This is a genomic window from Flavitalea plasmicola (genome assembly GCF_030546645.1).
Classification (GTDB): Bacteria; Bacteroidota; Bacteroidia; order Chitinophagales; family Chitinophagaceae; genus Puia.
Window position 1 is genome coordinate 1088587 of the sequence record NZ_JAUOTO010000001.1, and the last position, 24834, is coordinate 1113420.

The window sequence follows — 24834 nt, forward strand, 5'->3', positions numbered from 1 at the left end:
TTACAATTTAATATTCACTGCAAACATAAAATTCGTCCCCGCCATGGGGAAATAGAAGTTTTCCGTAGTGACGCTGCCGCCGAAATAGGAGCTGTAGGTATAGCCATTGGGCTCATACTGCTTATTGAATACATTGTTTAGCTGGAAGATAAGTTCTATGGCTTTGAAAGGACGGGGCTTCAGCGTATACATCATGCGCAGGTCCTGCACATAGTAGCTGCGTAGGCTCCTGCCTTCTTTCTGCGAATTGTCCAGATATTGCCTGCTGACGTATTTGGCGGGCAGGCTGATGCTGTAACGGGGAAAAGGGAAAAATTCCAGCGAAGCGGCGCCTATGATGGCAGGAGAAAAAGCGATATCCGGATGTTTGTAGAAATAGCTCTTTTGACCTCCATTGTCATAGTCGTCCACATATTCCGTGTAGTTGTTGATCTTATTACGGCTGAGGGTCAGGTTGGCTGTCGCCGCCATAAAATTGCTTATACGGGCACTGCCTTGTAATTCCAGGCCCAGGCGATAGCTATCCCCGATGTTGGTGCGGGTGTAAGCGCCCACGTCGTTGATCTGTCCCGTGAGGACCAGTTGATCTTTGTAAACCATGTAATAGGCGGTAGCCCCATAGGAATAGCGGCTGGATTTTTTCTCATATCCCAGCTCGAAGTCATTGAGCGTTTCGGGACGTGGCTGCTGGCCCTGGCCGGCTTCGAAATCATCCCTGTTTGGTTCATGGCTTGCGCGGGACCAGGAAAGATAGGTCTGCCATTCATGACCTGCCCAGGTGAGGCCGGCTTTAGGGTTGAAAAAGTCGTAATGCTTGTTGATGAATAGGGTAGGATTGTTCTTGAAACCTTCCAGGTCATAGCTTACACGACGGTATTGCATGTCGGCGAAGAAGGAGAGATGTTCTGTCAATTGTTGCTGCCATTTGCCATAGATATTAAAATCTGTTTTGTGCGCGGGAAGGTTGTAGTATTGAAAATCCTTGCCGATGCCCCCGTTTTGCGCCCAGATGACATTGCCATAATGTTTGCCGTCATATTTATCCCATCCGCCTCCCAGCGCCAGCTGCCGGGGCCCGTCCTTATATTGGACGGAGAAAATACCACCGTAGAAATAATTGTCCAGCCATTGCTGCCGTACCAGGTCGGTGTTGTGAATGGTATCCAGGCCTATAACGGGATCGGTCAGGCCATAATCGCCGTAGGAAGCCTGCTGCTGATACTCTTCATAGTAGCCCCGGCCCCTGGTGAGAAAGCCGGCCACATTGAACGAGAGCTTTTCATCGAGCTGGTGGTTAAAGAAGAGCTGGTAATGATCCTGCTGGTAGTTATCCGTCTGGTTGTTGTAGGTGAAATAATTGTAGGTGCGCCTGTTGGAGTTGTAAAGGTTGAGGGAATCGGCCTGTGTGTAATACAGGTATCCCAGGTTGTTGTTATAATGCTGGTCCAATGCTGCTTTGTCCCCGAAAAGTTTTGATTCAGGGATTCCATTCCAGGCCTGATAAGTCTTTTCCTTGCCGGAGATGATGTTCAGCCGGAGCGAGGAGTTATGGTCCAGCCAGGCGGCGGAAAGATAAAATGAATGTAGATCGCTGGTGGCCCTGTCTATATAGCCACTGCTGCTGAGCCTGGAAAGACGTGCATCGAGGGTGAAATGTCCGTCGATGAGCCCGGAGCCGGCTTTCACGGTGTTTTTCCAGGTATTGAATGATCCATAGCTGTTGTTGGATTCGGCATAAGGCTTTTCATTGAACTCGTTCGTGGAAAAGTTGATGGTAGCGCCAAAGGCGCCGGCCCCGTTGGAAGAGGTGCCAACGCCTCTTTGGATCTGGATGCTGTTGACGGAGGATGCGAAGTCGGGCAGGTCGACAAAAAAGATGGCCTGCGATTCAGCATCATTATAGGGGATGCCGTTGAGGGTCATGTTAATGCGGGTGGCGTCGGTCCCACGGATGCGGATGCCGGTGTAGCCTACGCCGTTGCCTGCGTCCGAGTTGACGGTGACGGAAGGGGTTTGATTGAGCAGGAAGGGTAGGTCCTGTCCCAGGTTAGTGGCCTCTATCTGCTTTTGGGTGACGTTGGTCTTCGTAAAGGGGGCCCTTTCCCCCGCCCGGAGCGCACGGACCTCCACGGGCTGCATGAAGAGATTGATCCTGGAGAGGAATATTTTGAGTGGAGCGCCGCCTGGAACAGTGAGTGCTGTCTCATAGGGGAGGTAGCCCACGTTGGTCACTTTCAGGGTATAGGTTCCCGGACGGGTGAGGCGGAAGTCAAATTGGCCTTCTCCCGTTGTGATTGCATTGGAAAATGTCCCCAGTTCAATGCTGGCTCCGGCCAGGGGAGCGCCACTGAGGGTATCGACCACCTGCCCGGTGACATGGAAGGGAGTGGTAGCGTTCTGGGCGTGGCTGACCAGGAAGGAGGCACAAAACAGGATGAAAAGCGTTGAATAGATTTTTCTCATTCGTAACATATTGATAATAAGTTCTTAAAAGAGGGGAATGCACGAAGGAGAAAAGTGAGTTGTATGGTTACCTTCCCTGCGCAGGCATTACCCTGACCAGGTTCTACGGGTATCTTCTCAGCCACTCCGCCACCAGCGGAACAGCACCCCGAGGAATCTGAAAACGGATACAAAGATACTGGTAAATTTCGAGGATGGGTTTGTAACTTTTAGAAGGCCCCGGTCGTCCCAGGGAAGAGAATGCAACATTTATTACAGGGGGCCGTCTTTAAAAAAAATTGCTAATTATGAAGAATACGCTACTACTGGCAGCTCTTACGATGATGAGCCTGCTTGCTTTTTCACAGAACGATGTCATCAGCGATAAGAATGCGGAAAAAAGGAATGTTATGGGATTTCATGCCATTCGCATCTCGGCCGGGATCGACCTTTATTTCAGCCAGGGTGATGAGGCGGTGGCTGTCAGTGCTGCGAGCACATCGGACAGGGACAAGATCGTGACGGAAGTGGTGAATGGGGTGCTGAAGATATATATGGACGACCACAATTGGGGTGTCCGTGGCGACCGGAAATTAAAGGCATATGTATCCTGTAAAGTGCTGGACGCGCTGGAGGCTTCAGGCGGCAGCGACATTTTTATCAGGGATGCCGTCAAGGGTGATAAGCTGAACATGACGATCTCGGGCGGGAGTGATCTGAGAGGGAAGTTCATTGTAGGGCACCTGGCTATTACGCAAAGCGGCGGATCAGACAGCTATATCAGCGGAAGCGCAGCTCAGTTGTCGTTGATCGCCAGTGGCGGCAGCGATTTTCACGGGTATGACCTGCTTGCGGAAGAAGGAGATATCCAGGCCAGCGGCGGCAGCGACGTGCAGCTCACGGCCAATAAGGGATTGAGTGTCCAGGCCAGCGGCGGGAGCGATGTAAATTATAAGGGCGCAGCTGTTATCCGGGCAAAGCAATCCAGCGGCAGCAGCAGCATCAGTCACAAAGGGTAATTAACCATCATGCTTTAAAACCAATCTATCATGCAAAAGATGCTCCTTTTGCTGGCGGCGTACTTTACCATGTCGTCAGCCATTGCACAGAAAACCATCATCAAGGACCCGAATGCAACATTGCGGAAGGTGGGTGATTTTCATGCCATCCATGTATCTACGGGTATTCGTCTTTTCCTGACGCAGGGTACCGAGAAAGCTGTTGCGGTGAGCGCAGCCAATGAAGAATACCGGGACCGGATCGTGACGGAGGTAAAGAATGGGGTATTGCATATCTATTATGATACGCAAAAGTGGAAATGGCTAGACCTTCATGGAAAGGAGCTGCAGGTATATGTATCCTGCACTGCTTTGGATGGATTGGAGGCAAACTCAGGCGCCAAGGTGGAAGTGGATGGCACCCTGAAATCAGGTACATTTACAATGTCATTCACCAGCGGGGCGAAGTTCCAGGGGAAAGTAGAAGCTACTAACCTGAAGATCGAGCAGAACAGCGGCGCCCAGAGCTCTATTGCCGGGACCGCCGCTCACCTGAAAGTTTCTGCTACCAGCGGCAGTCATCTGCATGGGTTCGACCTGGTGGCAGGAGAATGTGATGTCAATGCCAACAGCGGCGGCAGCATCGATATATCCGTGGAAAAGGAAATGGAAGTATCCGCGCATAGCGGAGGAAGGATCCGTTACCAGGGTGCGGGCCTGATCAGGGAGGTGCATACCAGCAGCGGCGGATCCGTGAAGAGGGCTTAAATATCTGATATGAAGCGTTTAATTATCATAGCCATGTTGGGGCTGGGTTTGGTCCCGGCGATGGCCCAGCAGCCGACGGTGATCAATGATCCCAATGTGGAATTGCGACCTGTGAATGAATTTCATGGGGTGAGTGTTTCCGACGGTATCGATGTCTACCTCAGCCAGGGGAGCCAGGAGACGGTGGCTGCCAGTGCCGATGAGATCAGGTGGCGGGACCGTATACGGACGGAGGTCAAGGATGGGATATTGAAGATCTGGCTGGATCGGAAAGGTTTTACGTGGAGCATCGGGGGAAAGAAAATGAGGGTCTATATTGGCTTTACTTCGCTGGATAAGCTGAGCGCATCTGGCGCCAGCAATATGTATGTGGATGGGGTGATCGCAGCCAGCAGCCTGAATATTGACCTGTCGGGCGCCAGTGATTTCAAGGGGGCCATTAATGTAGGGGCGCTAAAGCTCGATCTCAGCGGCGCCTCGGATGCGCATATCACTGGTACGGTAATGGGCGCTACCAATGTAAGCTCCAGCGGCGCCAGCGATCTGAAAGGGTTTGACCTGGTGACGGAGACCTGCAATGCGCATGCTTCAGGAGCTTCCGATATCCGCATCACGGTCAATAAGGAATTGAATGTACATGCTTCCGGCGCCAGCGGCATTTACTATAAGGGGCCGGCGGTGATCAGGGAAATGCATTCCAGCGGAGCCAGCAGTGTGTCGAAGAAGAGCTGAGATCGCTATGGTTTGAGCTTCAATGAATTTGCACAATAAGAGGATATTTATTTGGTAGGGAAAGTAAATGGTAGTACTTTTGCTGCCCACATCGCGAAGTAGCGTATTGAGTGAGCGGGCGATTGTAAAGTAGATTAAAAGTATTAAAGATATATCGCGAAGTAGAGCAGCGGTAGCTCGTCGGGCTCATAACCCGAAGGTCGGTGGTTCGATCCCACCCTTCGCAACACAGGGACCTCGGCAGAGGTCTTTTTTGTTTGTAGAGGGTTTGGCCGAGGCCCCCATCGTTGGCCCCGCCAGGTGCCTTTGGCACCGGTACGAAGCAGCCATCTGGCTATCGCGCCGCCATCAGCCGCGAAAGGAACTCGCCCCGTAAGGCACTTGCTGTCAAAGGAACCAGCCCAAACAAATATATTTGTAAGGAAATGAAAGTCGGATTTGTAAGCATATTTGGTAAGCCGAATGCCGGAAAAAGCACCCTTCTCAACGCATTGATGGGGGAAAAGCTGGCTATTGTCTCACCGAAGGTGCAGACCACCCGCCACCGGATCAAGGGTATCCTGACGGAAAAGGACTTCCAGATCATATTTTCCGACACTCCGGGTATCATCGAACCCCGGTATAAGCTGCACGAGAAAATGATGCAGGTGGTGAAGAGCTCCCTGGAGGATGCGGATCTTGCCCTTCTCCTGGTGGATGTTAAAGATGACTGGGAGGAGAACCACCTGCTTTTCGAGTCCCTCAAGCTGGGCTCGCCGGCCATTGTCGTGCTGAATAAGGCGGATGAGGTCACTGCGGCAAAAATGCAGGAAGGTGTGGCATTCTTTTCGCCTAAGAGCTATTGCAAGCAGGTGGTGACAGTGTCGGCCCTGAAAAAGCAGCATCTTGCTTCACTGATGGAAGCTATTCTGCAACGATTGCCGGAGGGACAGCCTTTTTTCGAGGGAGATGATCTGACGGACCTGCCAGTGAAATTCTTTGTGGGAGAGATGATCCGGGAAAAAATATTTTACTGTTACGGAGATGAGATACCTTACCAGACCACTGTGCTGGTGCAGGAATTCAAGGAAAAAACTACGCTCACCAAGATTCGGGCGGATATTATTGTACAAAGAGAGTCTCAGAAAGGGATTATTTTAGGGGAAGGAGGAAAAATGATCCGGAAGGTGGGTACGGAAGCGCGGAAGGATATTGAAGCTTTCCTGGACCGGCAGGTTTTTTTGGAGCTGTTCGTAAAGGTGCGACCGAAATGGAGGGATAGCGATATTTTTCTGAAAGAGTATGGGTATTAAGTCCCGGGCGGAATAAAAGATCAAATATGAGTGGATTTACAGTGGCCATAGTTGGCCGGCCTAATGTTGGAAAAAGCACATTCTTCAACCGGCTGCTGGAGCAGCGGAAGGCGATCGTGGACGATGTAAGCGGCGTAACGCGCGACAGGCAATATGGCGTGGCGGATTGGGCCGGTAAGAACTTTAATCTCATCGATACGGGCGGCTTTGTGCCCGATAGCGAGGATGTCTTCGAAAGGGAGATCCGCAAGCAGGTGCTGATAGCCCTGGAAGAAGCCAATGCGCTTATCTTTATGGTGGATGCGGCTACAGGGATCACTAATCTGGACGAGGCAATGGCGGACGTGCTTCGCCGGAGCACCAAGCCTGTGTACCTTGCTGTGAACAAAGTAGATAATAGCGACCGCCTGCTGGAAGCGGCGGAATTTTATAGTTTGGGCTTCGACAATATCTTTTTTCTTTCTTCCATGACGGGCAGCGGCACGGGTGAATTGCTGGATGAGATCGTAGCCCTGATCAAGGATGAGGCAGATACAGACCCAACAGACCTGCCGAAATTTGCCATCATCGGGCAACCGAACGTGGGCAAATCGTCTTTATTGAATGCGTTGGTCGGGCAGGAACGGACCATCGTCAGCGATATCGCCGGCACTACCCGGGATACCATTCATACGCGTTACAACCTGTTCCAAAAAGATTTTGTCCTCATCGATACGGCTGGCATACGGCGCAAGACCAAGGTGCATGAAGACCTGGAGTTCTATTCCGTGATTCGGGCCATCAAAGCCATGGATGAGGCGGATGTATGTATGCTGCTGCTGGATGCATCCAAGGGCATCACTGCGCAGGACCTGAATATTTTTAGCCTGGCTGTGAAGAAAGGAAAGGGCATCGTCGTCCTGGTGAATAAGTGGGACCTGGTGCAAAAGGAAACCAACACCGCTAAGGACTATGAAAAGGAATTAAAAGAACGGCTGGCGCCTTTCACGGACCTGCCGGTCATATTCATTTCCGTCACCGAGAAAATGCGCATATTCAAGGCTATTGAAGCTGCCCTGGAGGTTTATGAAAACCGGCAGCGTAAAGTGCCTACGGCGGAGCTGAACGATGTCATGCTGAAAGCGGTGGAAGCCTATCACGCACCCGTAGTCAGGGGACATCCGCTGAAGATAAAATACATCACGCAGCTGCCCACGAAGGTGCCGTCCTTTGCCTTCTTCTGTAATTTCCCGGATGATGTGAAGCAGCCTTATAAGAATTATCTTGAAAACAAACTGAGGGAGAATTTCAATTTCAAAGGGGTACCCCTCCGATTGTTCTTCCGGAAGAAATAAGAGATCACCTGTTAGAGCCTGAATTTCTGAACGATGGCTTCTGTCTCTTTTTTGTATGCTCTCAACGCCGCCTTTTCCTGGCGGATGAAGCCATTGTCCTGTAATGAGCCGACCACCACATTCATTTCTTCCAGGGAGCTATAGACCATTTGACGGAAAGGGTTGGTATAGTCCTTGGCCCGGGAATTGTAAATGCCCCTGGTCATCCATTCTTTTGTCTCCACGCTCTTTTGCAGGACATCTTTCAGGGCTGTCTTGCCGGCCCGACGGAGATTGATGCCATGCACCTGTTTGAGAGCTGCCAGCGCATGATACAATTTATCCTTGCTGTAATTCCCGCCCTGGGCAATGTAGAACTGATGCACCTGCCGCCATTCCTTTATTTTGCCGTTCCTGATCTGCTGGATCAATTTCTGCAATTCGGACGCACGGATGAGCTGGCCTCCGGCATTCACCCATTGGGCGAGGGGAAAGCTGGCGGGAAGGCTTTCCTGCAAGGCTTCATAGCTGCCAATACTGTTGGCGCGGATATAGGCGGTCAATTGGCTGGCTGCGTACCAGGTGATGAGCTCTTTAAAGAGGTGGTAGGCCTGATGGACCTTTACGATACGGACTTTCCTGTCGCCATTTTCAAAGCCGTCCGCCAATATTTCCATTGGATCTACTTCGCCGGCGGGCCCCTCCAGCAGCTGACGGCCCAGGGACAGCAGCTCCTCGTCGGTATATTTTTTTGGTTTGGCTGCCAGGCGGGTGTATGCTTTTGCTGTGAAGCGCTGCAGGAGCGTAAGGGCATCCACGATCTCATTCACCGTATCAGGCGCCATGAAATCGAACTCCAGGAGCTGGGTCTTATCGATGCGCCGGTCCCTGTCCGGATATTTCCAGGAATTACGGGCCAGTGCGTACATATTATGAAGGAACCAATAAGCGGGCATTACCACCAGCTCGTCCTTGCTGGCGTCATTGCTGATGAGAGAAAAAGGCAGCGGAATGTCCAGCTCTGCGGGATAGTCGCCTTTTGCCAGGATTGAAAATGAGGCAAAGCGGGAATTGTGCTTCAGGCTGACACAAAGTCCAGGCCAGAAGCCGCGCCCTGCGATGATCTCCCCGTCGGGGCTCCGGGAGTTGTGGTTGGATCCGATGGTGGCGCCGGCTGCCATATTGCTTTGCCCCATCACCAGTGCCGCACATAAAAAGGAGTTGTTATGGTGCTGCTCGTGAGCCGGAAAGATCAGCGAGTTCAGCACTTCGCAGCAGGAGATCGTGGCATTATTCCCCAGGTAGGAATTGATGAGGCGGGCGCCGTATTTCAGCTGGGAATGGGAGGCCATGACAAAGCGCACGGCTTTTACGCCATAGAATATCCGGCAACCATAACCTACGATGCCATTCACCAGCTCACAGCCTTCCCCGATCTGGGATTTGGCTTTGGCAGAGGAATTGATGGTGACGTTCTTTATTTTGTTGGCGCCTTTCAAATAGGCGTCGCTGCCGATCCATACGTCCTTGATGATCTTACAATTCTTGATGACCGTGCGATCCCCGATTTGACCATAGTACCCCCTCCGGTGATCAAAGATCCTTTCGGTGAACTCTTTGAACCTGTCCTGCAGCGGCTGGTCGTCGCGAAAGCGGCTCCATAGCCAGGCGTCGCCGGGCAGCATGCCATTGAAGGGGATAATGCTGCGTCCGCCATTTTCATTACATACTTCCATCCAGATACGGACGGATTCGGACTCGCCTTCCTTGAGGATGCCATTGCCGAATTTAGCATAGTCGGTGGTGGCCAGCTCATTGGTATTGACGATCATGACATCGTTGCCGACGATGTAATGGGAAAGATAGTTGGTATTGTCGACACAGATGTTGTCGCCCAGGTCACAGCTGATGATAGTGCTGTTGTAGAGGCCGACAGGCCTGCGCAGGTTGTGGAATTCCAGGTAATAAGGGTCCAGCCTGCCGATGCGCACCAGTCCAAAGAACTTACAGTTCTGCACCAGCTCGGGGGTAAAGGCATCGGATACCAGTATGTCATTCCAGTTGGAAGAGGTATTGCGATTACGTACCAGCACTTCTATCTCGTAAGCCGTCAGCTGCCTGTAACGGGCATCTTTGCCTTTTTGCAGGAAGCGCAGGTAATACTCGTCCTTACCTTCGGGAAGGTAACGGCTATCGATAAAATCATACCCCAGGGAATCGATAGGGCTCTTTTTGATCTCATTCATTTTTCCGGATATTATTCCACAGTTACACTTTTGGCCAGGTTCCTGGGCTTGTCAACGTCATATCCTTTGGCAACGCCGATGTAGTATGCCAGCAGCTGCAAAGGGATAACGCTGAGCAGGGGGGCCACCAGCTCGTCGGCTTCGGGTACGATCATCGTGTCGTCGGACATTTTACTGATGACGTCATCGCCCTTGCTGATGACTGCGATGACCTTTCCTTTCCGGGCTTTGATCTCCTGGATATTGCTGACGATCTTCTCGTAATAGGAGTCACGGGTCGCAACGAAGACTACGGGCAGATGTTCGTCCACCAGTGCGATGGGGCCATGCTTCATTTCCGCCGCGGGATAGCCTTCTGCGTGAATGTAAGATATCTCTTTCAGCTTGAGGGCTCCTTCCAGGGCGATGGGGAAATTGTACCCGCGACCCAGGTAGAGGGCGTCTTTTGCATCCTTGTATTTGTCCGCGAGCCGTTTAATGGAGTCGCTCAGCTTAAGCACTTCTTTTACTTTTTCGGGAATGGCGTGCAATTCCTCCAGAAGGTGAATATAGCGGCTCTGATCGATGGTGCCTTTTTCCTTCGCTATCTTAAGCGCGATCATGGTCAGTACGGTCAGCTGCGCCGTAAAGGCCTTGGTGCTGGCTACGCCTATCTCGGGGCCTGCATGGGTATAAGCGCCTGCATGGGAGATACGGGCGATGGAAGAGCCTACCACGTTGACGACACCCATAATGAAGGCGCCATTCTCTTTTGCTTTTTCAATGGCGACGATGGTATCGGCCGTTTCGCCGCTTTGTGAGATGGCGATGATGACATCTCCCGGGTGGATGACCGGGTTGCGGTAACGAAATTCCGAAGCGTATTCCACTTCCACGGGAATGCGGCATAGCTCTTCAAAGACATATTCGGCCAGTAAGGCTGCGTGCCAGCTGGTGCCGCAGGCGATCATGATGATGCGGTTGGCCTTTGTCAGCTTGTCTATGTTGTTCTGAATGCCGGCCATGGTGATCGTGCCCTTCGTCACGTCCAGGCGGCCACGCAGGCAGTCGAAGATGGTGTCGGGCTGTTCGAAGATCTCTTTGATCATGAAGTGGTCGTAGCCCCCCTTTTCAATAGCGGCCAGCTCCAGGTCCAGCTTTTGGATATAGGGGGTCAGCTTTTCGTTGCCCAGGTTCTTGAGGATCAGCTCATCCGCCTTGAGGATGGCCAGCTCATAATCGTTGACGTACACCACTTCTTTTGTGTATTCAATGATAGGCGAAGCATCTGAAGCAAGGAAATGTTCTCCTTTACCGATGCCGATGACCAGAGGACTGCCTTTCCGGGCGGCGATGACGGTGTCGGGCTGATCTCTATCCAGCAATACGATGACATAGGCCCCTACCACTCTTTTGAGCGCAATGCGAACGGCCTCTTCCGTGCCGCAGTTGTTGTTCTTCTGTATATCTTCTATAAAGTTGAGCAGCACTTCCGTGTCGGTGTCGCTTTTGAAAGTATATCCTTTTCTGGTCAGCTCGGCTTTCAGTTGGGTGTAGTTCTCGATGATGCCGTTGTGGATCATTGCCAGCCGGCCGCTGGCAGAGCTGTGGGGATGGGCATTACGGTCGCTGGGTTCGCCATGGGTCGCCCAACGGGTATGACCGATGCCGGCATGTGCGTGTACGTCTTTGCCCACCAGGCTGTCTTCCAGTTCGGCCACTTTCCCTTTTTTCTTAAAAACCTGGAGGTTTTTATTAAGCAGGGCAACGCCTGAGCTGTCATATCCGCGATATTCCAGTCTCTTGAGTCCTTTCAGTATAATGGGATAGGCTTCCCTCGGGCCTATGTAAGCAACGATTCCGCACATAGTTTTGATTTGTACGATCAATAAACGGGCAAACATAGGAAATATTATTAGAAAAATGAGCCCCGCACTATTGTGCGGGGCTCAGCCTGATTATTTCCAGTAGCCGTCTATCCAGATCCAGCCGTCGCCGGTGTGCTTCCAGTGCGCCTTTATCCAGACCTTATTTTTGGTGGAATAAGCGCGGGAAGAAGACGATAGGTTGGTGCCGGGCTTATACGTCAGCGAGTCGGGATTGACAGGCCGGCTGTCATCGATATTTTCCTGGGGCGCTGGCGTCCCCTGGTTCCGGCTGCGGGATGGGTTGTTGTTGCTGTTGTCCTCGCGGTAAGGATCCGAGGGCGTATTTTGATCCTGCGCGGGATCATCGTCATAGTAGTCATCGTTACGCTGCTGAACGATGACGGGTGGCTGCGCATATACGGGTGGGTAGGCATAATAGGGCGAATAATAGGGGTAGCCATACCCGTAGGGGTAACCGAAGCCGCCATAGTAGCCGCCGAATCCCAGGCCCAGACCGAAACCGAGGCTCAGGCCGCCCCAACCACGATAGCCGCCCCAGCCGCCATAGTAACGTCCGCTGCCATAATAGCCACCGCCATAGCCTCGATAGCCGCCAGAGTAGTGGGCTCCTCCGTAGCCTCCTCCATAGGATCGATAGCCGCCGCCATAGCCGCCGTGTGGAAGATGGCCTCCACCACTGTAACCTACGCCGCGGTGCTGGGCGGATGCGGACATTGCCGCCAGGATGAATATGAAGAGGGGGATGAATAGTTTTTTAGGGCTCATAAAACTGCATTTAGTCCCTATTAGACCAGGCCTGGCCGGACGGGTTTAATAGACCATTGGTCATTAACAAATTGAATTTTTTAATAATTTATTAGCCTATTTCAGCCAGGTCTCGAACAGGCGAAAGATCCTTTTGTATTCATCCGTCCAACTGCTGGGTTCTAAGAATCCATGGTCTTCCACAGGGTAGACTGCCAGCTCCCAATTATCCTTATGCAGCTCGATCAGTCGCTGTGTCAGCCGTACAATGTCCTGAAAATGCACATTTTCGTCCACCATGCCGTGGCACATCAGGAGATGGCCCTTCAGCCCGTCCGCAAAATAGAGGGGGGAGCTCCGATGGTAGGCCAGGCTGTCGGAAAAGGGTTCGTTCAGGATGTTAGCGGTATAGCCATGATTATAGTGGGCCCAGTCCGTTACGGACCGGAGTCCGGCGCCGGCTGTGAACACGTCCGGCTCCGTAAACAAAGCCATCAGGGTGATAAAGCCGCCATAAGAGCCGCCATAAATGCCGATGCGTTTAGGGTCGACGCCTTCACGCTCTACCAGGTATCTGACGCCATCCACCTGGTCGCTGAGATCTTTGCCGCCCATATGCCGGTAAATTCCTGTGCGCCAATCCCTGCCATAACCGGCGCTGCCCCTGTAATCGATGTCCAGGACGGTGTAGCCGTTGTCGGCGAGGAGGTTGTTGAACATATACTCCCGGAAATAGCTGCTCCACCATTTGTGGGCATTTTGAAGATAGCCGGCGCCATGGACGAAAATGACGGCGGGTCGGAGGGCTGGGAGCTGTGAGCTTTGAGCTGTGAGCTGCGAGCTGCGAGCTCCGGGCGAAGAGCTGTAAGCTGCGAGATGAGGGGAGTCGGGATGTGGGCGGTAGATCCTTGCATAGACGGTGGCGCCATCGCTGGCCTGGAAGGTGATGAGGTCGGGGTCGCGCCAGGGATAGGCCCTGAATGTGTCGCTCATGGCCAGATTCGTCACCTGGTGCGGCTGGCTGCCGGGCATATTGTCCTGGAGGTAGAGTTCCCAGGGTTTGTTGGTATAGGAATACAGGATGGCCAGCTGTTTTTCATCGGGTGACAGGGTGACCAGGTTGGCGCCCGTCAGGGTGGTGATGCGTTGCGCTTTCCCGCCTGTGACAGGCAGTTGGTAGAACTGTTGCTCACCGGGCCGGACCTCATTGGTCGAGATATAGAAGCGCTTTTTATCCTGGGATAAGGCTGCCTGCAGTATTTCGAAGCGGCCGCCGGTCAGGCGGGTCTTTGCGCCTGTGCTTACGTCAGCCTTATAAATATGGGAGTAGCCGGTGGCTTCACTCTGGAACCAGCAGGTGTTCTCATCTATCCATCCGAGATTCGGGCGACCGATGCCGGGGCCGCCGATCCAGGCTTCGTCCCTTTGCCTGTCGAGCGGGCTAAGTTTGCCGGTGGCTGCGTCCAGGATCATCAGCCAGCGATCCTTGTTGTCCTGGGAACGGATGTCCACGACCGCGTGCATACCCTGTTCGGACCACCAGGGGCCGTTGATGGTGACGGGGCGGGATGCGGGGGAAGCTGCAAGCTGCAAGCTACCAGCTACAAGTGAAGGAGCAGGGAAAGATGCGAGCTTCGAGCTGCGAGCTCTGAGTTCGTGAGATGAGGAGGTGTCGGGATAGTCTTTTACATAATCGGGTTGATCGGCGATGCCGGGGAGCTGGTCTGTCGCGATGGTGAGGACGGTGTCTTTTTCCGCATCGAATACGTAGAAGGTGGATAGAGATGGTGCAACTCCTACCTTGGTTCTGCCGGGGATGTCCCGGGTAAAACCTGTTTCCGTGACATAACTGGGTACGATGGTCGTTTTGGCATCGGTGGGTCTTTTGGTCAGACGGTAGGTGATAAACCTGCCGGTGGGGCTGATGACGAGGTTTGTCAGTTCCTTGTCGTCGATGTAGATATTCTTAAGGGGCTTGGGTTCACGGGCCTTATTGATGGCGTCTGCGATATCTTTTTTTCTCTTGCGGCTCTTCAGTATGTCGAATTGCTGCAGCTGGTCGTTCTGCAGCCATTTTTCCTGCCGGGAAAGGTTGTCTTTTTTCTCGTCGGGCGGAGCAGGAGTGTGTTGAAAATTGGTCAGCTGCTCCGTGGCGCCGGAGGCGATGTCCCACGAATACAGATTGCCACCGCGCGTATAGACGACACGGCTGTCATGGAAGGAAAAGAGCGGACTGCTTTCTTTGTCGGCTGTGCGGGTGATCCTTTTTTCTTGATGGGTCTTTAGCTCCGTATAAAAGATATCTCCTTCCCTGGCATAGGTGCACGCAGAGCGTGCAACATTATAGCTAAGGCTTTCCTTAGGGACTGCGGACTGCTGCAGGGCATAGGAAGCTTTTTGGGGATGAAGGTTCTCTTTTGTGATGTAATAAAGGGAGTCATCCAGCTGCCTGTCCGGGTTCCATTTGAAAAAAAGGTATTTCCCGTCGCCACTCCAATAGGGATCGGAAGGACTGGTACCGATCCATTTCGGGTCCTGCATGATCTTTTCGACGGTGAGCTTCTCGTTGGGAGTCTGGCCGTGGCTTGCATTGGACAAAGACAATAACAGGAAGCCGAGGAAGCAGGCGGACACTTCCTTTTTGAGGGTGGAGGTTGGCATACCTTGGCGTATAGATGTTTATAATAAAATTAAAAAAGCGACTGAGAAATAAATGACAAGACCGGTGACGTCCACAAGCGTAGCAACGAAGGGAGCGGAAGATGTCGCGGGGTCAGCTCCAAACCTTTTCAGGACGATGGGCAGCATGCTGCCGGCAATCGTACCCCAGAGGACCACTCCTACCAGGGACAAGCCGATGGTACTGGCTATCAGCAAAGAGTTATTGCCATAAGTATGGAATATCTGGTTCCACAGCATCACGCGGGTAAAGCCGATGACGCCCAGGACGGTGCCCAGCAGCAGGCCGGAAATGACCTCTCTCTGTATGACCCGCCACCATTCGGCGATGGTGATCTCACCCAGGGCCATGGCCTGGATGATGAGAGTAGAAGCCTGGGAGCCGCTGTTGCCTCCGCTGGAGATGATCAGGGGAATAAAGAGGGCCAGGACAGTGGCCTTTGCTATTTCATCCTCGAAGTAGCCCATGGCTGTGGCGGTCAGCATTTCGCTGAGGAAAAGAACTACCAGCCAAACAATCCGTTTTTTAAACAGCTTCAGGAGGGGGATCTCCAGGTAGGGTTCGTCCAGCGCTTCGGTACCCCCTATTTTTTGGATATCTTCCGTAAATTCTTCCTGTGCCACCCATAGTACGTCATCGATAGTGACGATACCCAGCAATATATTGTTGTTATCCAGGACGGGCAGCGCCACACGGTTGTTCATTTTAAAAGCTTCGCTTGCTTTTTCCTGGTCGTCGTCCACGTAGAGTGCTATATACCGATTGTCTATTACGTCCTCGATCTTTTTTTCCGGATTGGCCAGGATGATCTCCCGGATACGAATGTCATCGATGAAGACGCCCTTATCGTCCACTACATAGATCACGTCGATGGTTTCGCTGTCCTTTCCTACCTCACGGATATGCTCGATGACCTCTTTTATGGTCCAGTCTTTTTCCACGGCTATATAGTCGGGGGTCATCAGCCTGCCCACGCTGCTTTCGGGATAGCCCAGCAGGGAGAGGGTGATCTTTCTTTCCTCCGGGTCCAGTGTCTTGATGAGCTCCTTCACTACCTCGCTGGGCAATTCCTCCAGGAAGGCAGTACGGTCATCCGCGGAAAGGTCATTCAGCAGCTCGGCCGTCTTGAAGGCGGGTAATTCCTGTATGATCCTTTTCTGGGTGGAGAAGTCCAGGATCTTGAAGGTACTGGCTGCCCGATGGGTGCTCATATTGCCGATGATCTGCACTTCATAATCGGGGAATTCATAGATCAGTTCGGCGACGTCACTGATATTCTGATTGTTTAGAAATTCCCTGATCAGCAATACGTCTTCCGACTGGATGATTTCCAGGAATTGCTCCTGCGGCGTAGCATTTTCTTGCTCTAAGGACATGGGTTCAAACCTACGTTCAAAAACCGAAATGGACAAACAACTGTTGGTTGGCCATGAAAAATGTTCAGGGATGGGGGGCGGCTAGCTTCATCTTCACCATTGGTAATGCCATTATGACCGAAGATGGAGGCACACCCAAAAAGTCAAATGAACAAAAAGCGGTAACTTGTCGCGCCTAAAACAGTCATTTACGGATGATATTACCGTCGCTTGTTATAGCGCCCACTGGCGAGAAGGGCAGAGGGGTATTTACCACTGAGGACATCGGGAAAGGGACTATTGTTGAGGTGTCCCCTGTCATTGTCATGAGCCGGGAAGATCGCATGCTGCTGGACCAGACCTTATTGCATGATTATATATTTGAATGGGGCGTCGATCCAAAAGGGTGCTGCATGGCTTTGGGCTATATACCCATCTACAATCATTCATATCGCAGTAATTGCGAATATGAAATGGACTACGGATCGGCGTTGATATCCGTCAGGGCGGTACGTTTTATACAAGCCGGGGAGGAGCTGTCCATCAACTACAACGGGGATTGGAACAATGAAACCCCCGTTTGGTTTGACGTACGGCCGTAGGCGGCGGGCGGGCTGCCTCTGCCGGATCAACGCTTTCTTTTCCGGCTGAGGACCGGAGAATAGCGAAGACCGACGTTAATACCCACGCTGCTCATCCTGACCCTTCCGAAGCCCAGATCGCTCAGGGGGAGCTTCATATACGGAGCCACCATGATGGAGAAGTCATTGCTAATGCCTGTCTCCACGCCCAGGGACAGGTTGGCGGAGGATAAGATACCTTGTTTGTTGGTATACTGAAACTCCCTGCACACCTCTCTTCCAAAGAAATCAAAATAGTACTTGTTACGTTCGCTACCGAACAGGTAAGTAGAAACGCCGCCGCTGGCGAAGAAGACGGTGTTGCCTGTTACGCTGAAATCGTAACGGAGATTGAGAGGGATCTCCAGCATATTCATTTTGCCTTTTATAAAATCTACATCTTTAAGACCGACGGACCTGTAATAGTCAGGGGGTGCTTTGAAGTCTGTCGCCCTGGCGGTATAGTTCTTTCTGGAAAAAAGGAGGCCTGTTCCCAGGTGCCATCTGTCCAGGACCTGATAGTCAACGGTGACGCCGATGCTGCTACCGGGCTTATCGCCTGCGAGGGCATTGACGGAGGCGAAATCGGGCGCCACCTGCAGGCCGAAGGTAATTGGCCGGCTGATCCGGAGAGAGGGGCCGTTTTTCTTACCCGGGTTGGTGGGCGTCTGGGCGGTGTATGCTCTCAGCGCGGAATCACTGATGGTAGGGCGGCTATGCGGGAACTGCGGACGCCGGATAAATGATCGGGAAAGGCCGGCAGGCGCTGACAGGCCGGATATATTATTGGATGCTGTGTTGCCGCTGGGCGTTGTGTTTCCGTCGGTCGTAGTTTTCGATATGTCTTTATTTGATTTGTCCATATTGTTTGACTGCCTGCCGTTGGCGCCGGGGTGGTCATGCGGATGGCGGCTACGGAAGCCGGTGGTGGCTGCAAGGTGGTTGCCGGCGGTGATAGGAGATGCAACGGAAAGGCTGCCGGCGGAAGGGTCTTTGGAGAGACCTTTGGCTGCGCTTTCGGATTTTCCAGCGGCTCTGCCGGAAGTCCCCGGAGATATCCCGGAATGGCCGGATGGTGTCCGGGTGGACCCGGAGGAGGGGGCAAATGCATTGGATACACCGCCGGAAGCACCGGGTGTACTGACGGGGGTATTGGGTGCTCTGACGGAACCATTGGATGCGCTGCCCGGGGTATTAGCTATTTTGGCGGCGCCGGCCGGGACGTTACGGGATGCCCCGGACACGTCCGTAGGTGCGGGTTCCGCCGAAGCAAGGCTGGAATCGATGTTCTGACTTTGATCCTGGTGGTAAGGTGTGGAAGTAGATTTATCTCTATAATCAGGGTTTTGAGTGGATGAATCGGAGGCCAGGGTCCCGGGCTGTTGCTGCGGGGCCTTGACGACTGTCAGGGGCGGACTGCCTGAGTTTTCGGCCTTCCGTCCTTTGGCTTGCTTTACGAAATAGTAGGAGACCCCCACGATCAGAAGGATCACCGGGGCATATTGAAAGGGGAGACGCCGGAAGCCGCGCAAACCGCGGGAGATATCCGGGCCGGCCCTGCCCAATTCCTTGTCCAGGCGGACTTCCAGTCTTTCCCATGCCTGGGGACCCGTAAGGTCTCCAGGGTCATGCTGACTGGCAGCTTCCCGGCTAAGGCGGTCCAATTCATTATCGGATAGGTTCAACATATGCTTTATGATCGGTTTTTTTTGTTAGGATCTTTCTTAGGTTCTCCCTTGCTTTGGAGAGATTGGATTTGGAGGACCCGACGGAAATACCCAGCTGGCTGGCAATTTCTTCATGGGTCAGTCCTTCTATGACAAATAAGTTAAAAACGGTGCGGTAGGCTGGGGATAGCAGCCGGATGGCTTCGATGATCTCCTTGTACGACAATACGTCGAGGCCCGTTTCCTGTTTGTCTGCTATGTTCTCTGTGTCTTCGGACAGCATTTGTCCATTGATGTAGGATGCGTTCTTCCGATAGTGGTCGATGCAGGTGTTGACAAGGATGCGCTTAAACCAGCCTTTAAGGGAGGCTGTGACATCGGTGTGTCGTGCTTCCTCGAATTGGCCGATGTTCCTGAACAGCTTGATAAAGCCTTCGTTCATGATCTCTTCTACTTGTTCAAGGTTGTTTTGGTAGCGATAGCATATTTTCATAGCATAGTCCTTGAGCATACTGTATAGCTCTTTCTGGCTAGCCCGGTCGTTGGCCCTGCAGCCTTCTATCAAAGCGAGTATTTGCGTGTTTGCCGCGATCAAATTATGTGTAGCGTTAAATGGTGAGCGCCGATATTGTTAAAACGCGCAAACTACTTTTAGCCATTAAGAAATTACGATAATGATATGTTAATGGTTGCTTGCCGGGTAGAATTTCCTGGCTACAAGCTGCAAGCCCCAAGCTTCAAGTTGAGGATAAATAGACGCTTGTAGCTTGCAGCCATCGGCTTGAGGCTGATTACAAGCCCGTGCTTGTCACGGATAGGTCGGCTTTGACAAAGAGCTGTGCCTGGAGGGACTTATCTCCGGCCAGGAGGCCGATCATCTTTAACTCCTTGATATTCCCTCTTGTATAGAGGTTTGGAGCCAGGGTTCTGTTCAGCTGGGCGTCAAGGAGGGGCATATTTGCCTTTAGCATGGCTGCCAGATCATAAAAGGAACTGCCCTGGATATTCTTGCGGATCTTCTTTTTGAAAAAGGTGCGGGCGATGACGATCATCATATCCCCGTCGAGGGTGTACTTAAGATCGGGAATGGTTAGCGCCTGTTTTAAAGGGTCCAGCACGGGCGTGCCCCAAAGACGGACCTGGCCTCTGCGGCTGCCTCCAAAGTCGACTGTCAGCTCCACCTGGTGATGACCTATGCCCTTGACATTGAGGTCTTTGATGGTGATGGTCTGGCCTTTTACCAGGAAGGACCTGCCTTTCAGGGTGTCATTCAGCAATTTACTGATGAATCCATAGTCGTAATTGGTGCCCAGGTATAACGAAATGCCGTTATCCCTTACATTGCTGGTGAGGGGCGGAAGGGGTGGGATCACGGAAGATACGTCCGATTCTGACGTCAGCTGCGGCCGGCAGGTCAGGCCGATATTGATGCGAAACGTGTCCTGGATGTAGTTCAGTGGCCCTACCCGCAAGGCCAGGGGATTGGTGACCAGGTAGCCATAGGGACCCAGGGGCATGCGTTGCCAGGCCCTGATGGCTGAATGATGGAGATAGCCGGTGAAATCCAGGCCGGCGAGGGTTTGGTCGAGGATCGAACAAAAGCTGGTGATCGAGCTGCGGATGCTATCCACGATCATCTGGGTCATATCCATGGAAAAGACGGACATCACGCATTTATCCTGTGTTTTCAACTGATCCAGCCGGGTGATGGTCCTGACCTTATAATTTGGCAGCAAGGTGAGCTGGGAACTGAGGTTGATGTCTACTTTCCGCATGGTTTCGGTGCCGAACCCGCAGTTGCCGGAGATCCAGGGGGAGACGGGCTTACCCATGGCGCAGAGGCACCGCCCGCCCGCTACCTGGTAGCTTCCGCCCATTTGAAGGAAGATCTTATTATTGGTGCAGCTGAGATTGAAGCCGGTGCGAACGAAGCGGTATTTATACCGCAATTCGCAGGAGGTTTGCAGATAGGACGGCCATCCTTCGGAAGTGAATTCCTTTGGTACGATGGTGTCCGCTATCTGGATCAGGGGGCGTCCGGCGACCTTCAGGGGCAGGTCGATCTCGGAAGCCGGCAGGGGAGGAAGGCTATCCGGCACCAGGGCTGAAATGGCGGACCTGGCGCTGATTTTTTTTGATGAGGAACACGAGCAGATGCAGGCAGCCAAAAGCAACAGCCAGATCAGTGATCTTTTGCGGAGGTTGTCAACCATTCTTTTTTAGTATTATCGATGACGTCCAATAATCCATCTGTGAACTTATCCTCCGGCAGCTGCCAGAACATGATGCCCCCCAGGTGCTGGTCCATGGCATACCGGGTCTTGAGCCGGACGGACAAAGTGTCGTCGTAGGTAACAAAGAGTTTTTGCCGGGCATTGTACATATAAGGCGCTTGCGCCACCGGGTCCCAATGAAAGACGAACCCACTGTCTTTGGAGAGGACGGTGGCCTGGTCGCGATAGGACACGCCGCGTTTGAAGCGGCAGGGACGATAGAGCCCATTGTTGATGCTGTCGACACCTTCGAAGATACGGGCATAGAAGGCAACGCCGATGGCGAGCTTAGCCGCGGGAACGCCGATGGATTCCAGGTAGCGTACCGCATTGTCTGTCGACTCCCTCTGTTGAGCAGTGGAGTACAGTGGCGTATGGTGTCCTGAGATGGTGTCATAGCCGCTGACCAGGTCATAGGTCATGAGGTTGATATAATTCACCCGGGGGGTAACTTTTTTCCAGTCGATGGAGGTAGTGAGATACTTGGTAAATCCGCCGGCGGCAAAGCTGATCTCATTGGTCTTGTCCAGCTTTTTACGCAGTCGTTTGATCAGGAGGGTGAAGTGATCCTTGTCTTCCGGGGAGTATGGATACCCGGGGACGTTGGTGAGCGCCGGGTATTCCCAATCCAGGTCGATGCCATCGGTGTGGAAATAATCTGTCAGCTCCTTTACCGAGCGCACGAATTCGTTGCGACCTTTGCGGGTAGCGAATACCAGGGGGCATGTTTTGCAGCCGCCCCATCCGCCCAGGGAAAGGATCACTTTCAGCCGGGGGGTCCTGCGCTTCAATTCAACCATGTGCAGGATGGTAGCGGTGTCCCTGGCGTTGCTGACGGAAAGGCGATTGCCTTGCAGGTGGCAGAAGCTAAAAAGGATATGGGTGAGCTTTTCGGTAGCAAAGCTGTCCAGGGCGGTGCTTCTGCCGGCGTAATAGCCGATGACGGCGGGCTGTGGGGAAGTGTCGAGCGATGAACTGTGCGCTTCGAGAGAGGAAGGGGCCTGGGAATGGACTGTACTGGTGAACAAGGTAGTCAGGGCGGATAGCATTGTGAAAATGAAATGTCTGCGAAAATGATTGGTCATAAATAATTGCTTGGTTGAAAATGATGGGCAAGCATCGCCGGAGAGCCGGTTGTCTGATCCTGTGCCGAAAATAAGCCGGTTGTAATGGACAGCCAAAAGGAAAATGGTTAATGGTCCGGGACAGGTGGCAACGGGGCGGAGCAATCATGCGTACCGTAGTATATGAGTAAAGCAAACAAGATCTGGCTCCCGGGGCTCGTGCTGCTGTGTTTGGTGTGCGGGCTCCTGTCTTGCCGGAAAGAAAACCTGAACGGCATCCATTCGGCGGCTGATTCCACGGCCGTTTTTTCCGCTACGGTAGATGGGGCGGACTGGTCTACTGATTCCGTCTCAGCCTTTTTGGTGGGGGACGATCGCGGCAAGGCCAGGATCATGACCATCACGGGTTATACGTCTGAACGCGTGATCTCCATCAGCCTGAGGGATACTTCCACAGGCCCCAACGACAGTTCGATGTCCGTGCAGCAATATCCGTTGGAAAGGTGGGGGAATGCGTCAGCATTTGCCTATGGCAATAACAGGATCAATTTTGGCCCGAATGTCACCTGGCAGGAGCAGGGGGAGGCCATCAGCGGCGAAGCCAATGTAACAGCCTGTGATGGGGAGAATAAAAGGATCTCGGGGTCCTTCAGCTTTACCGCCAGGGTGCTGGTGATCGGCACTGCCGGATCGGGCCTATCCACGGATTCGGTGCATGTGACGAATGGCGTATTTAAAAATATACCTTATAGCTATTTAAAGCACCCTTAGCGCCTGGGGAGGTAGCCGGATGATTCGAGGTCTTCGGTTCCTTTTGCCAGCTGGGTGCGGCCATCGAGGAGCATATACAGCTTATCTGAAATCTCAAGAATATCCTGGTAGAGATGGTCTGTTATGAGGATGCCCTTATTTTGTCGTTCTACCGTCAATAAGGCCTTTACTTTTTCGATCTGCAGAGGGCTGAGGTGGGAAAAGGGTTCGTCTAGCAGTACAAATTGCGACGGACTGCGGGTGATGACATAAATATTTATCAACCTCCTTTCTCCCCCGGAAAGGTCTCTTATCCGGGATGCGCAGGATGGCCGGAATTCGGGGAATATGTCTCCCAATTCGCGGAGCTCCAGGTTGAAATCGTTGAAGACCCTTTTCAATGTCAGTGATCCTGGGATGAAATTGAACTGGGGCAGGTATCTTACCAGGTCCGGCCTGGTATAGGGCTGGAGAACGGCTGTATCATCAAATCTTACGGACCGGCTGCTGCAGGCCAGGTCGCCATAGATGGCCCGCATCAGGCATGTTTTGCCCTGACCATTACGGCCCAGCAAGCCTGTGATCCTGCCTGTCCGGCATTGAATATAAATATCAGATAGGATGGGACGAAGGCCGAATTCCAGCTGGATGCTGTCTGCTGTCAATGTGTGGGTCATGGTCGTATCCAGTATGTCAGGATGAGGAAAATAATGTAAAGGCAGCCATCGAAGCCAAGCGTGAGTCCCCATAGGACCGGGTCGCGGATGCCCAGGTTCCTGTAGTAATAAAATTCCTTTTGTCGGTACTCCCGAATGAAATAGAAGGTCAGGAACAGGGTGGCTATTTTGAGCCATAAAAGAACCTTGAGGATAGGAGGGCCGTATTCCCAATATAAAAATGCACAGGTCAGCGTTATGAGGAAGCTGAAGACAAAAAAGTTTTTGTAAAATGTTACCAGAAGTCGTATGACAGCCTTGAATTTCACTATTGCAATATATTTTATTCACCGGTGAATAGAGATATAGGTTATTTTTATGACAGTTAAATAATAGCCAATGTCGTCACGCGATACGAACCAGGAATTTTCCCGGGGTGGTTGGAATAGAAGGGATTTTGTCTCCAATGCGCTGACTGTGCTGGCCGGAGCTTCGTTGTTGAAGCCCTTGGGAGCCCGTGCGGAAAGGGATGTACGTGATGGAGCCGGACAATTGGCGGGGAAAGGTCCGAAAGAAATGACCATCCGCCAGGCCATCGACCGGATAGTGGCAGACATTCCCGGAGCGCCATTCTCCTCCACGGTGGATACGGTGAAGTCGGGGGATCCTACGCAGCTGTTGAAAGGGATCGTCACTACTATGTTTGCCACGGATGCAGTGATCGAAAAGACGATCCGCCAGGGCGCCAATTTCATCATCGCCCATGAGCCCACTTTTTACAATCACCAGGATGAGACAGCATGGCTGGAAGGAGATAAGGTCTATGCTTTTAAAAAGGAACTGCTGGAAAAACAAAATATCGTGGTATGGAGATTTCATGATTACTGGCATACTTTCCGGCCTGATGGCATTTTAATGGGTATGCTGGTGGCAATGGGGTGGGATAAATATTATAATGCGGGTGAACCGGAGATCATCACGGTCCCTGCCGTTTCATTAAAGGACATCGTGCGCTCCGCGAAGAAAGCGTTGGGGATCGATAAAATGAAGGTCATCGGGGACCTGTCGGGAATGTGTCAGCGCATCGTGCTGTCACCCGGGGCTGCGGGGGGGCGGCGGCAGATTGAGATGTTGCGCAAGTATGAGCCCGACCTGCTCATCTGCGGGGAGCTGAATGAATGGGAGACGAGTGAATATGTCAGGGATGCGCGGTACCAGGGACGGCAGGTGTCATTGGTGGTATTGGGACACGCCGTCAGTGAGGAGCCGGGGATGCAGGCGTTGGTGCCCTGGCTGGAGGCAAGGCTGCCGGGGGTGCCGGTGAAGCATTTTGCTTCGGGAGATCCGTTTACATGGGTGTAAGTAT

The 24834-nt window shown here is 52.6% G+C and carries 19 protein-coding genes, 1 tRNA gene and 1 riboswitch; of the genes, 9 read left to right on the forward strand and 11 right to left on the reverse strand.

Annotated elements, in window-relative coordinates:
* Entirely contained in the window at positions 1-2463 is a 2463-nt protein-coding gene (locus Q4E93_RS04430) for a TonB-dependent receptor (RefSeq protein ID WP_303582892.1), read from the reverse strand.
* A 56-nt stretch (positions 2464-2519) separates the two neighbouring features.
* Positions 2520-2624, reverse strand: a riboswitch (TPP riboswitch).
* Positions 2625-2750: 126 nt separating this feature from the next.
* Between Q4E93_RS04430 and Q4E93_RS04435 the strand changes: the two genes are divergently transcribed.
* The 6 genes from Q4E93_RS04435 (at position 2751) to der (ending at position 7566) form a co-directional block, all read left to right on the forward strand.
* Positions 2751-3461 (forward strand): head GIN domain-containing protein, encoded by a 711-nt coding sequence (locus Q4E93_RS04435; protein ID WP_303582893.1) that lies wholly within the window; start codon positions 2751-2753, stop codon positions 3459-3461.
* Positions 3462-3491: 30 nt separating this feature from the next.
* The gene (locus tag Q4E93_RS04440) at positions 3492-4208 is read left to right on the forward strand and encodes a head GIN domain-containing protein (protein WP_303582894.1); all 717 of its coding nucleotides are present in this window, start codon (positions 3492-3494) and stop codon (positions 4206-4208) included.
* A gap of 9 nt (positions 4209-4217) precedes the next feature.
* Complete coding sequence (locus Q4E93_RS04445) at positions 4218-4940, forward strand: head GIN domain-containing protein (protein ID WP_303582895.1); 723 nt, start codon at positions 4218-4220, stop codon at positions 4938-4940.
* A gap of 155 nt (positions 4941-5095) precedes the next feature.
* A tRNA-Met gene (locus Q4E93_RS04450) sits at positions 5096-5167 on the forward strand.
* A 198-nt stretch (positions 5168-5365) separates the two neighbouring features.
* Positions 5366-6232 carry a GTPase Era gene (era, locus tag Q4E93_RS04455; protein WP_303582896.1) on the forward strand — a complete coding sequence of 289 codons (867 nt, stop codon included), beginning with the start codon at positions 5366-5368 and terminating at the stop codon, positions 6230-6232.
* 26 nt (positions 6233-6258) lie between these two features.
* Positions 6259-7566 (forward strand): ribosome biogenesis GTPase Der, encoded by a 1308-nt coding sequence (gene der / locus Q4E93_RS04460; RefSeq protein ID WP_303582898.1) that lies wholly within the window; start codon positions 6259-6261, stop codon positions 7564-7566.
* 11 nt (positions 7567-7577) lie between these two features.
* Here der and Q4E93_RS04465 read toward each other — a convergent pair whose 3' ends face one another.
* The 5 genes from Q4E93_RS04465 to mgtE form a co-directional block, all read right to left on the reverse strand.
* Positions 7578-9791: a DUF4954 family protein gene (locus tag Q4E93_RS04465; RefSeq protein WP_303582900.1), complete on the reverse strand. Its 2214-nt coding sequence runs from the start codon at positions 9789-9791 to the stop codon at positions 7578-7580.
* Positions 9792-9802: 11 nt separating this feature from the next.
* Positions 9803-11638, reverse strand: a complete 1836-nt coding sequence (glmS, locus tag Q4E93_RS04470; protein WP_303582902.1) for a glutamine--fructose-6-phosphate transaminase (isomerizing) — start codon at positions 11636-11638, stop codon at positions 9803-9805.
* A gap of 90 nt (positions 11639-11728) precedes the next feature.
* The gene (locus tag Q4E93_RS04475; RefSeq protein ID WP_303582904.1) at positions 11729-12424 is read right to left on the reverse strand and encodes a hypothetical protein; all 696 of its coding nucleotides are present in this window, start codon (positions 12422-12424) and stop codon (positions 11729-11731) included.
* Positions 12425-12520: 96 nt separating this feature from the next.
* Positions 12521-15064 (reverse strand): S9 family peptidase, encoded by a 2544-nt coding sequence (locus tag Q4E93_RS04480; protein WP_303582906.1) that lies wholly within the window; start codon positions 15062-15064, stop codon positions 12521-12523.
* Between the two features lie 18 nt (positions 15065-15082).
* Entirely contained in the window at positions 15083-16459 is a 1377-nt protein-coding gene (mgtE, locus tag Q4E93_RS04485; protein WP_303582908.1) for a magnesium transporter, read from the reverse strand.
* A gap of 194 nt (positions 16460-16653) precedes the next feature.
* Here mgtE and Q4E93_RS04490 point away from each other — a divergent pair, with 194 nt between their 5' ends.
* A complete protein-coding gene (locus Q4E93_RS04490) occupies positions 16654-17040 on the forward strand; it encodes an SET domain-containing protein (RefSeq protein WP_303582910.1) in 387 nt (128 codons plus the stop codon).
* 26 nt (positions 17041-17066) lie between these two features.
* Here the strand turns inward: Q4E93_RS04490 and Q4E93_RS04495 are convergent, their stop codons facing one another.
* The 4 genes from Q4E93_RS04495 to Q4E93_RS04510 form a co-directional block, all read right to left on the reverse strand.
* Entirely contained in the window at positions 17067-18746 is a 1680-nt protein-coding gene (locus Q4E93_RS04495) for a porin family protein (RefSeq protein ID WP_303582912.1), read from the reverse strand.
* A complete protein-coding gene (locus tag Q4E93_RS04500; RefSeq protein WP_303582913.1) occupies positions 18727-19290 on the reverse strand; it encodes an RNA polymerase sigma factor in 564 nt (187 codons plus the stop codon). The genes Q4E93_RS04495 and Q4E93_RS04500 overlap by 20 nt, the downstream gene beginning before the upstream one ends.
* A 226-nt stretch (positions 19291-19516) precedes the next feature.
* Positions 19517-20938: a DUF4403 family protein gene (locus Q4E93_RS04505; RefSeq protein ID WP_303582914.1), complete on the reverse strand. Its 1422-nt coding sequence runs from the start codon at positions 20936-20938 to the stop codon at positions 19517-19519.
* Positions 20908-22083, reverse strand: coding sequence for a glycoside hydrolase family 18 protein (locus tag Q4E93_RS04510; protein ID WP_303582915.1), 1176 nt, complete (start codon positions 22081-22083; stop codon positions 20908-20910). The genes Q4E93_RS04505 and Q4E93_RS04510 overlap by 31 nt, the downstream gene beginning before the upstream one ends.
* A 162-nt stretch (positions 22084-22245) precedes the next feature.
* Between Q4E93_RS04510 and Q4E93_RS04515 the strand changes: the two genes are divergently transcribed.
* The gene (locus Q4E93_RS04515) at positions 22246-22833 is read left to right on the forward strand and encodes a DUF6252 domain-containing protein (protein WP_303582916.1); all 588 of its coding nucleotides are present in this window, start codon (positions 22246-22248) and stop codon (positions 22831-22833) included.
* Here Q4E93_RS04515 and Q4E93_RS04520 read toward each other — a convergent pair.
* Complete coding sequence (locus Q4E93_RS04520) at positions 22830-23489, reverse strand: ATP-binding cassette domain-containing protein (protein ID WP_303582918.1); 660 nt, start codon at positions 23487-23489, stop codon at positions 22830-22832. The genes Q4E93_RS04515 and Q4E93_RS04520 overlap by 4 nt on opposite strands.
* A 378-nt stretch (positions 23490-23867) precedes the next feature.
* Between Q4E93_RS04520 and Q4E93_RS04525 the strand changes: the two genes are divergently transcribed.
* The gene (locus tag Q4E93_RS04525; protein WP_303582920.1) at positions 23868-24830 is read left to right on the forward strand and encodes a Nif3-like dinuclear metal center hexameric protein; all 963 of its coding nucleotides are present in this window, start codon (positions 23868-23870) and stop codon (positions 24828-24830) included.
* Positions 24831-24834: the final 4 nt, after the last annotated feature.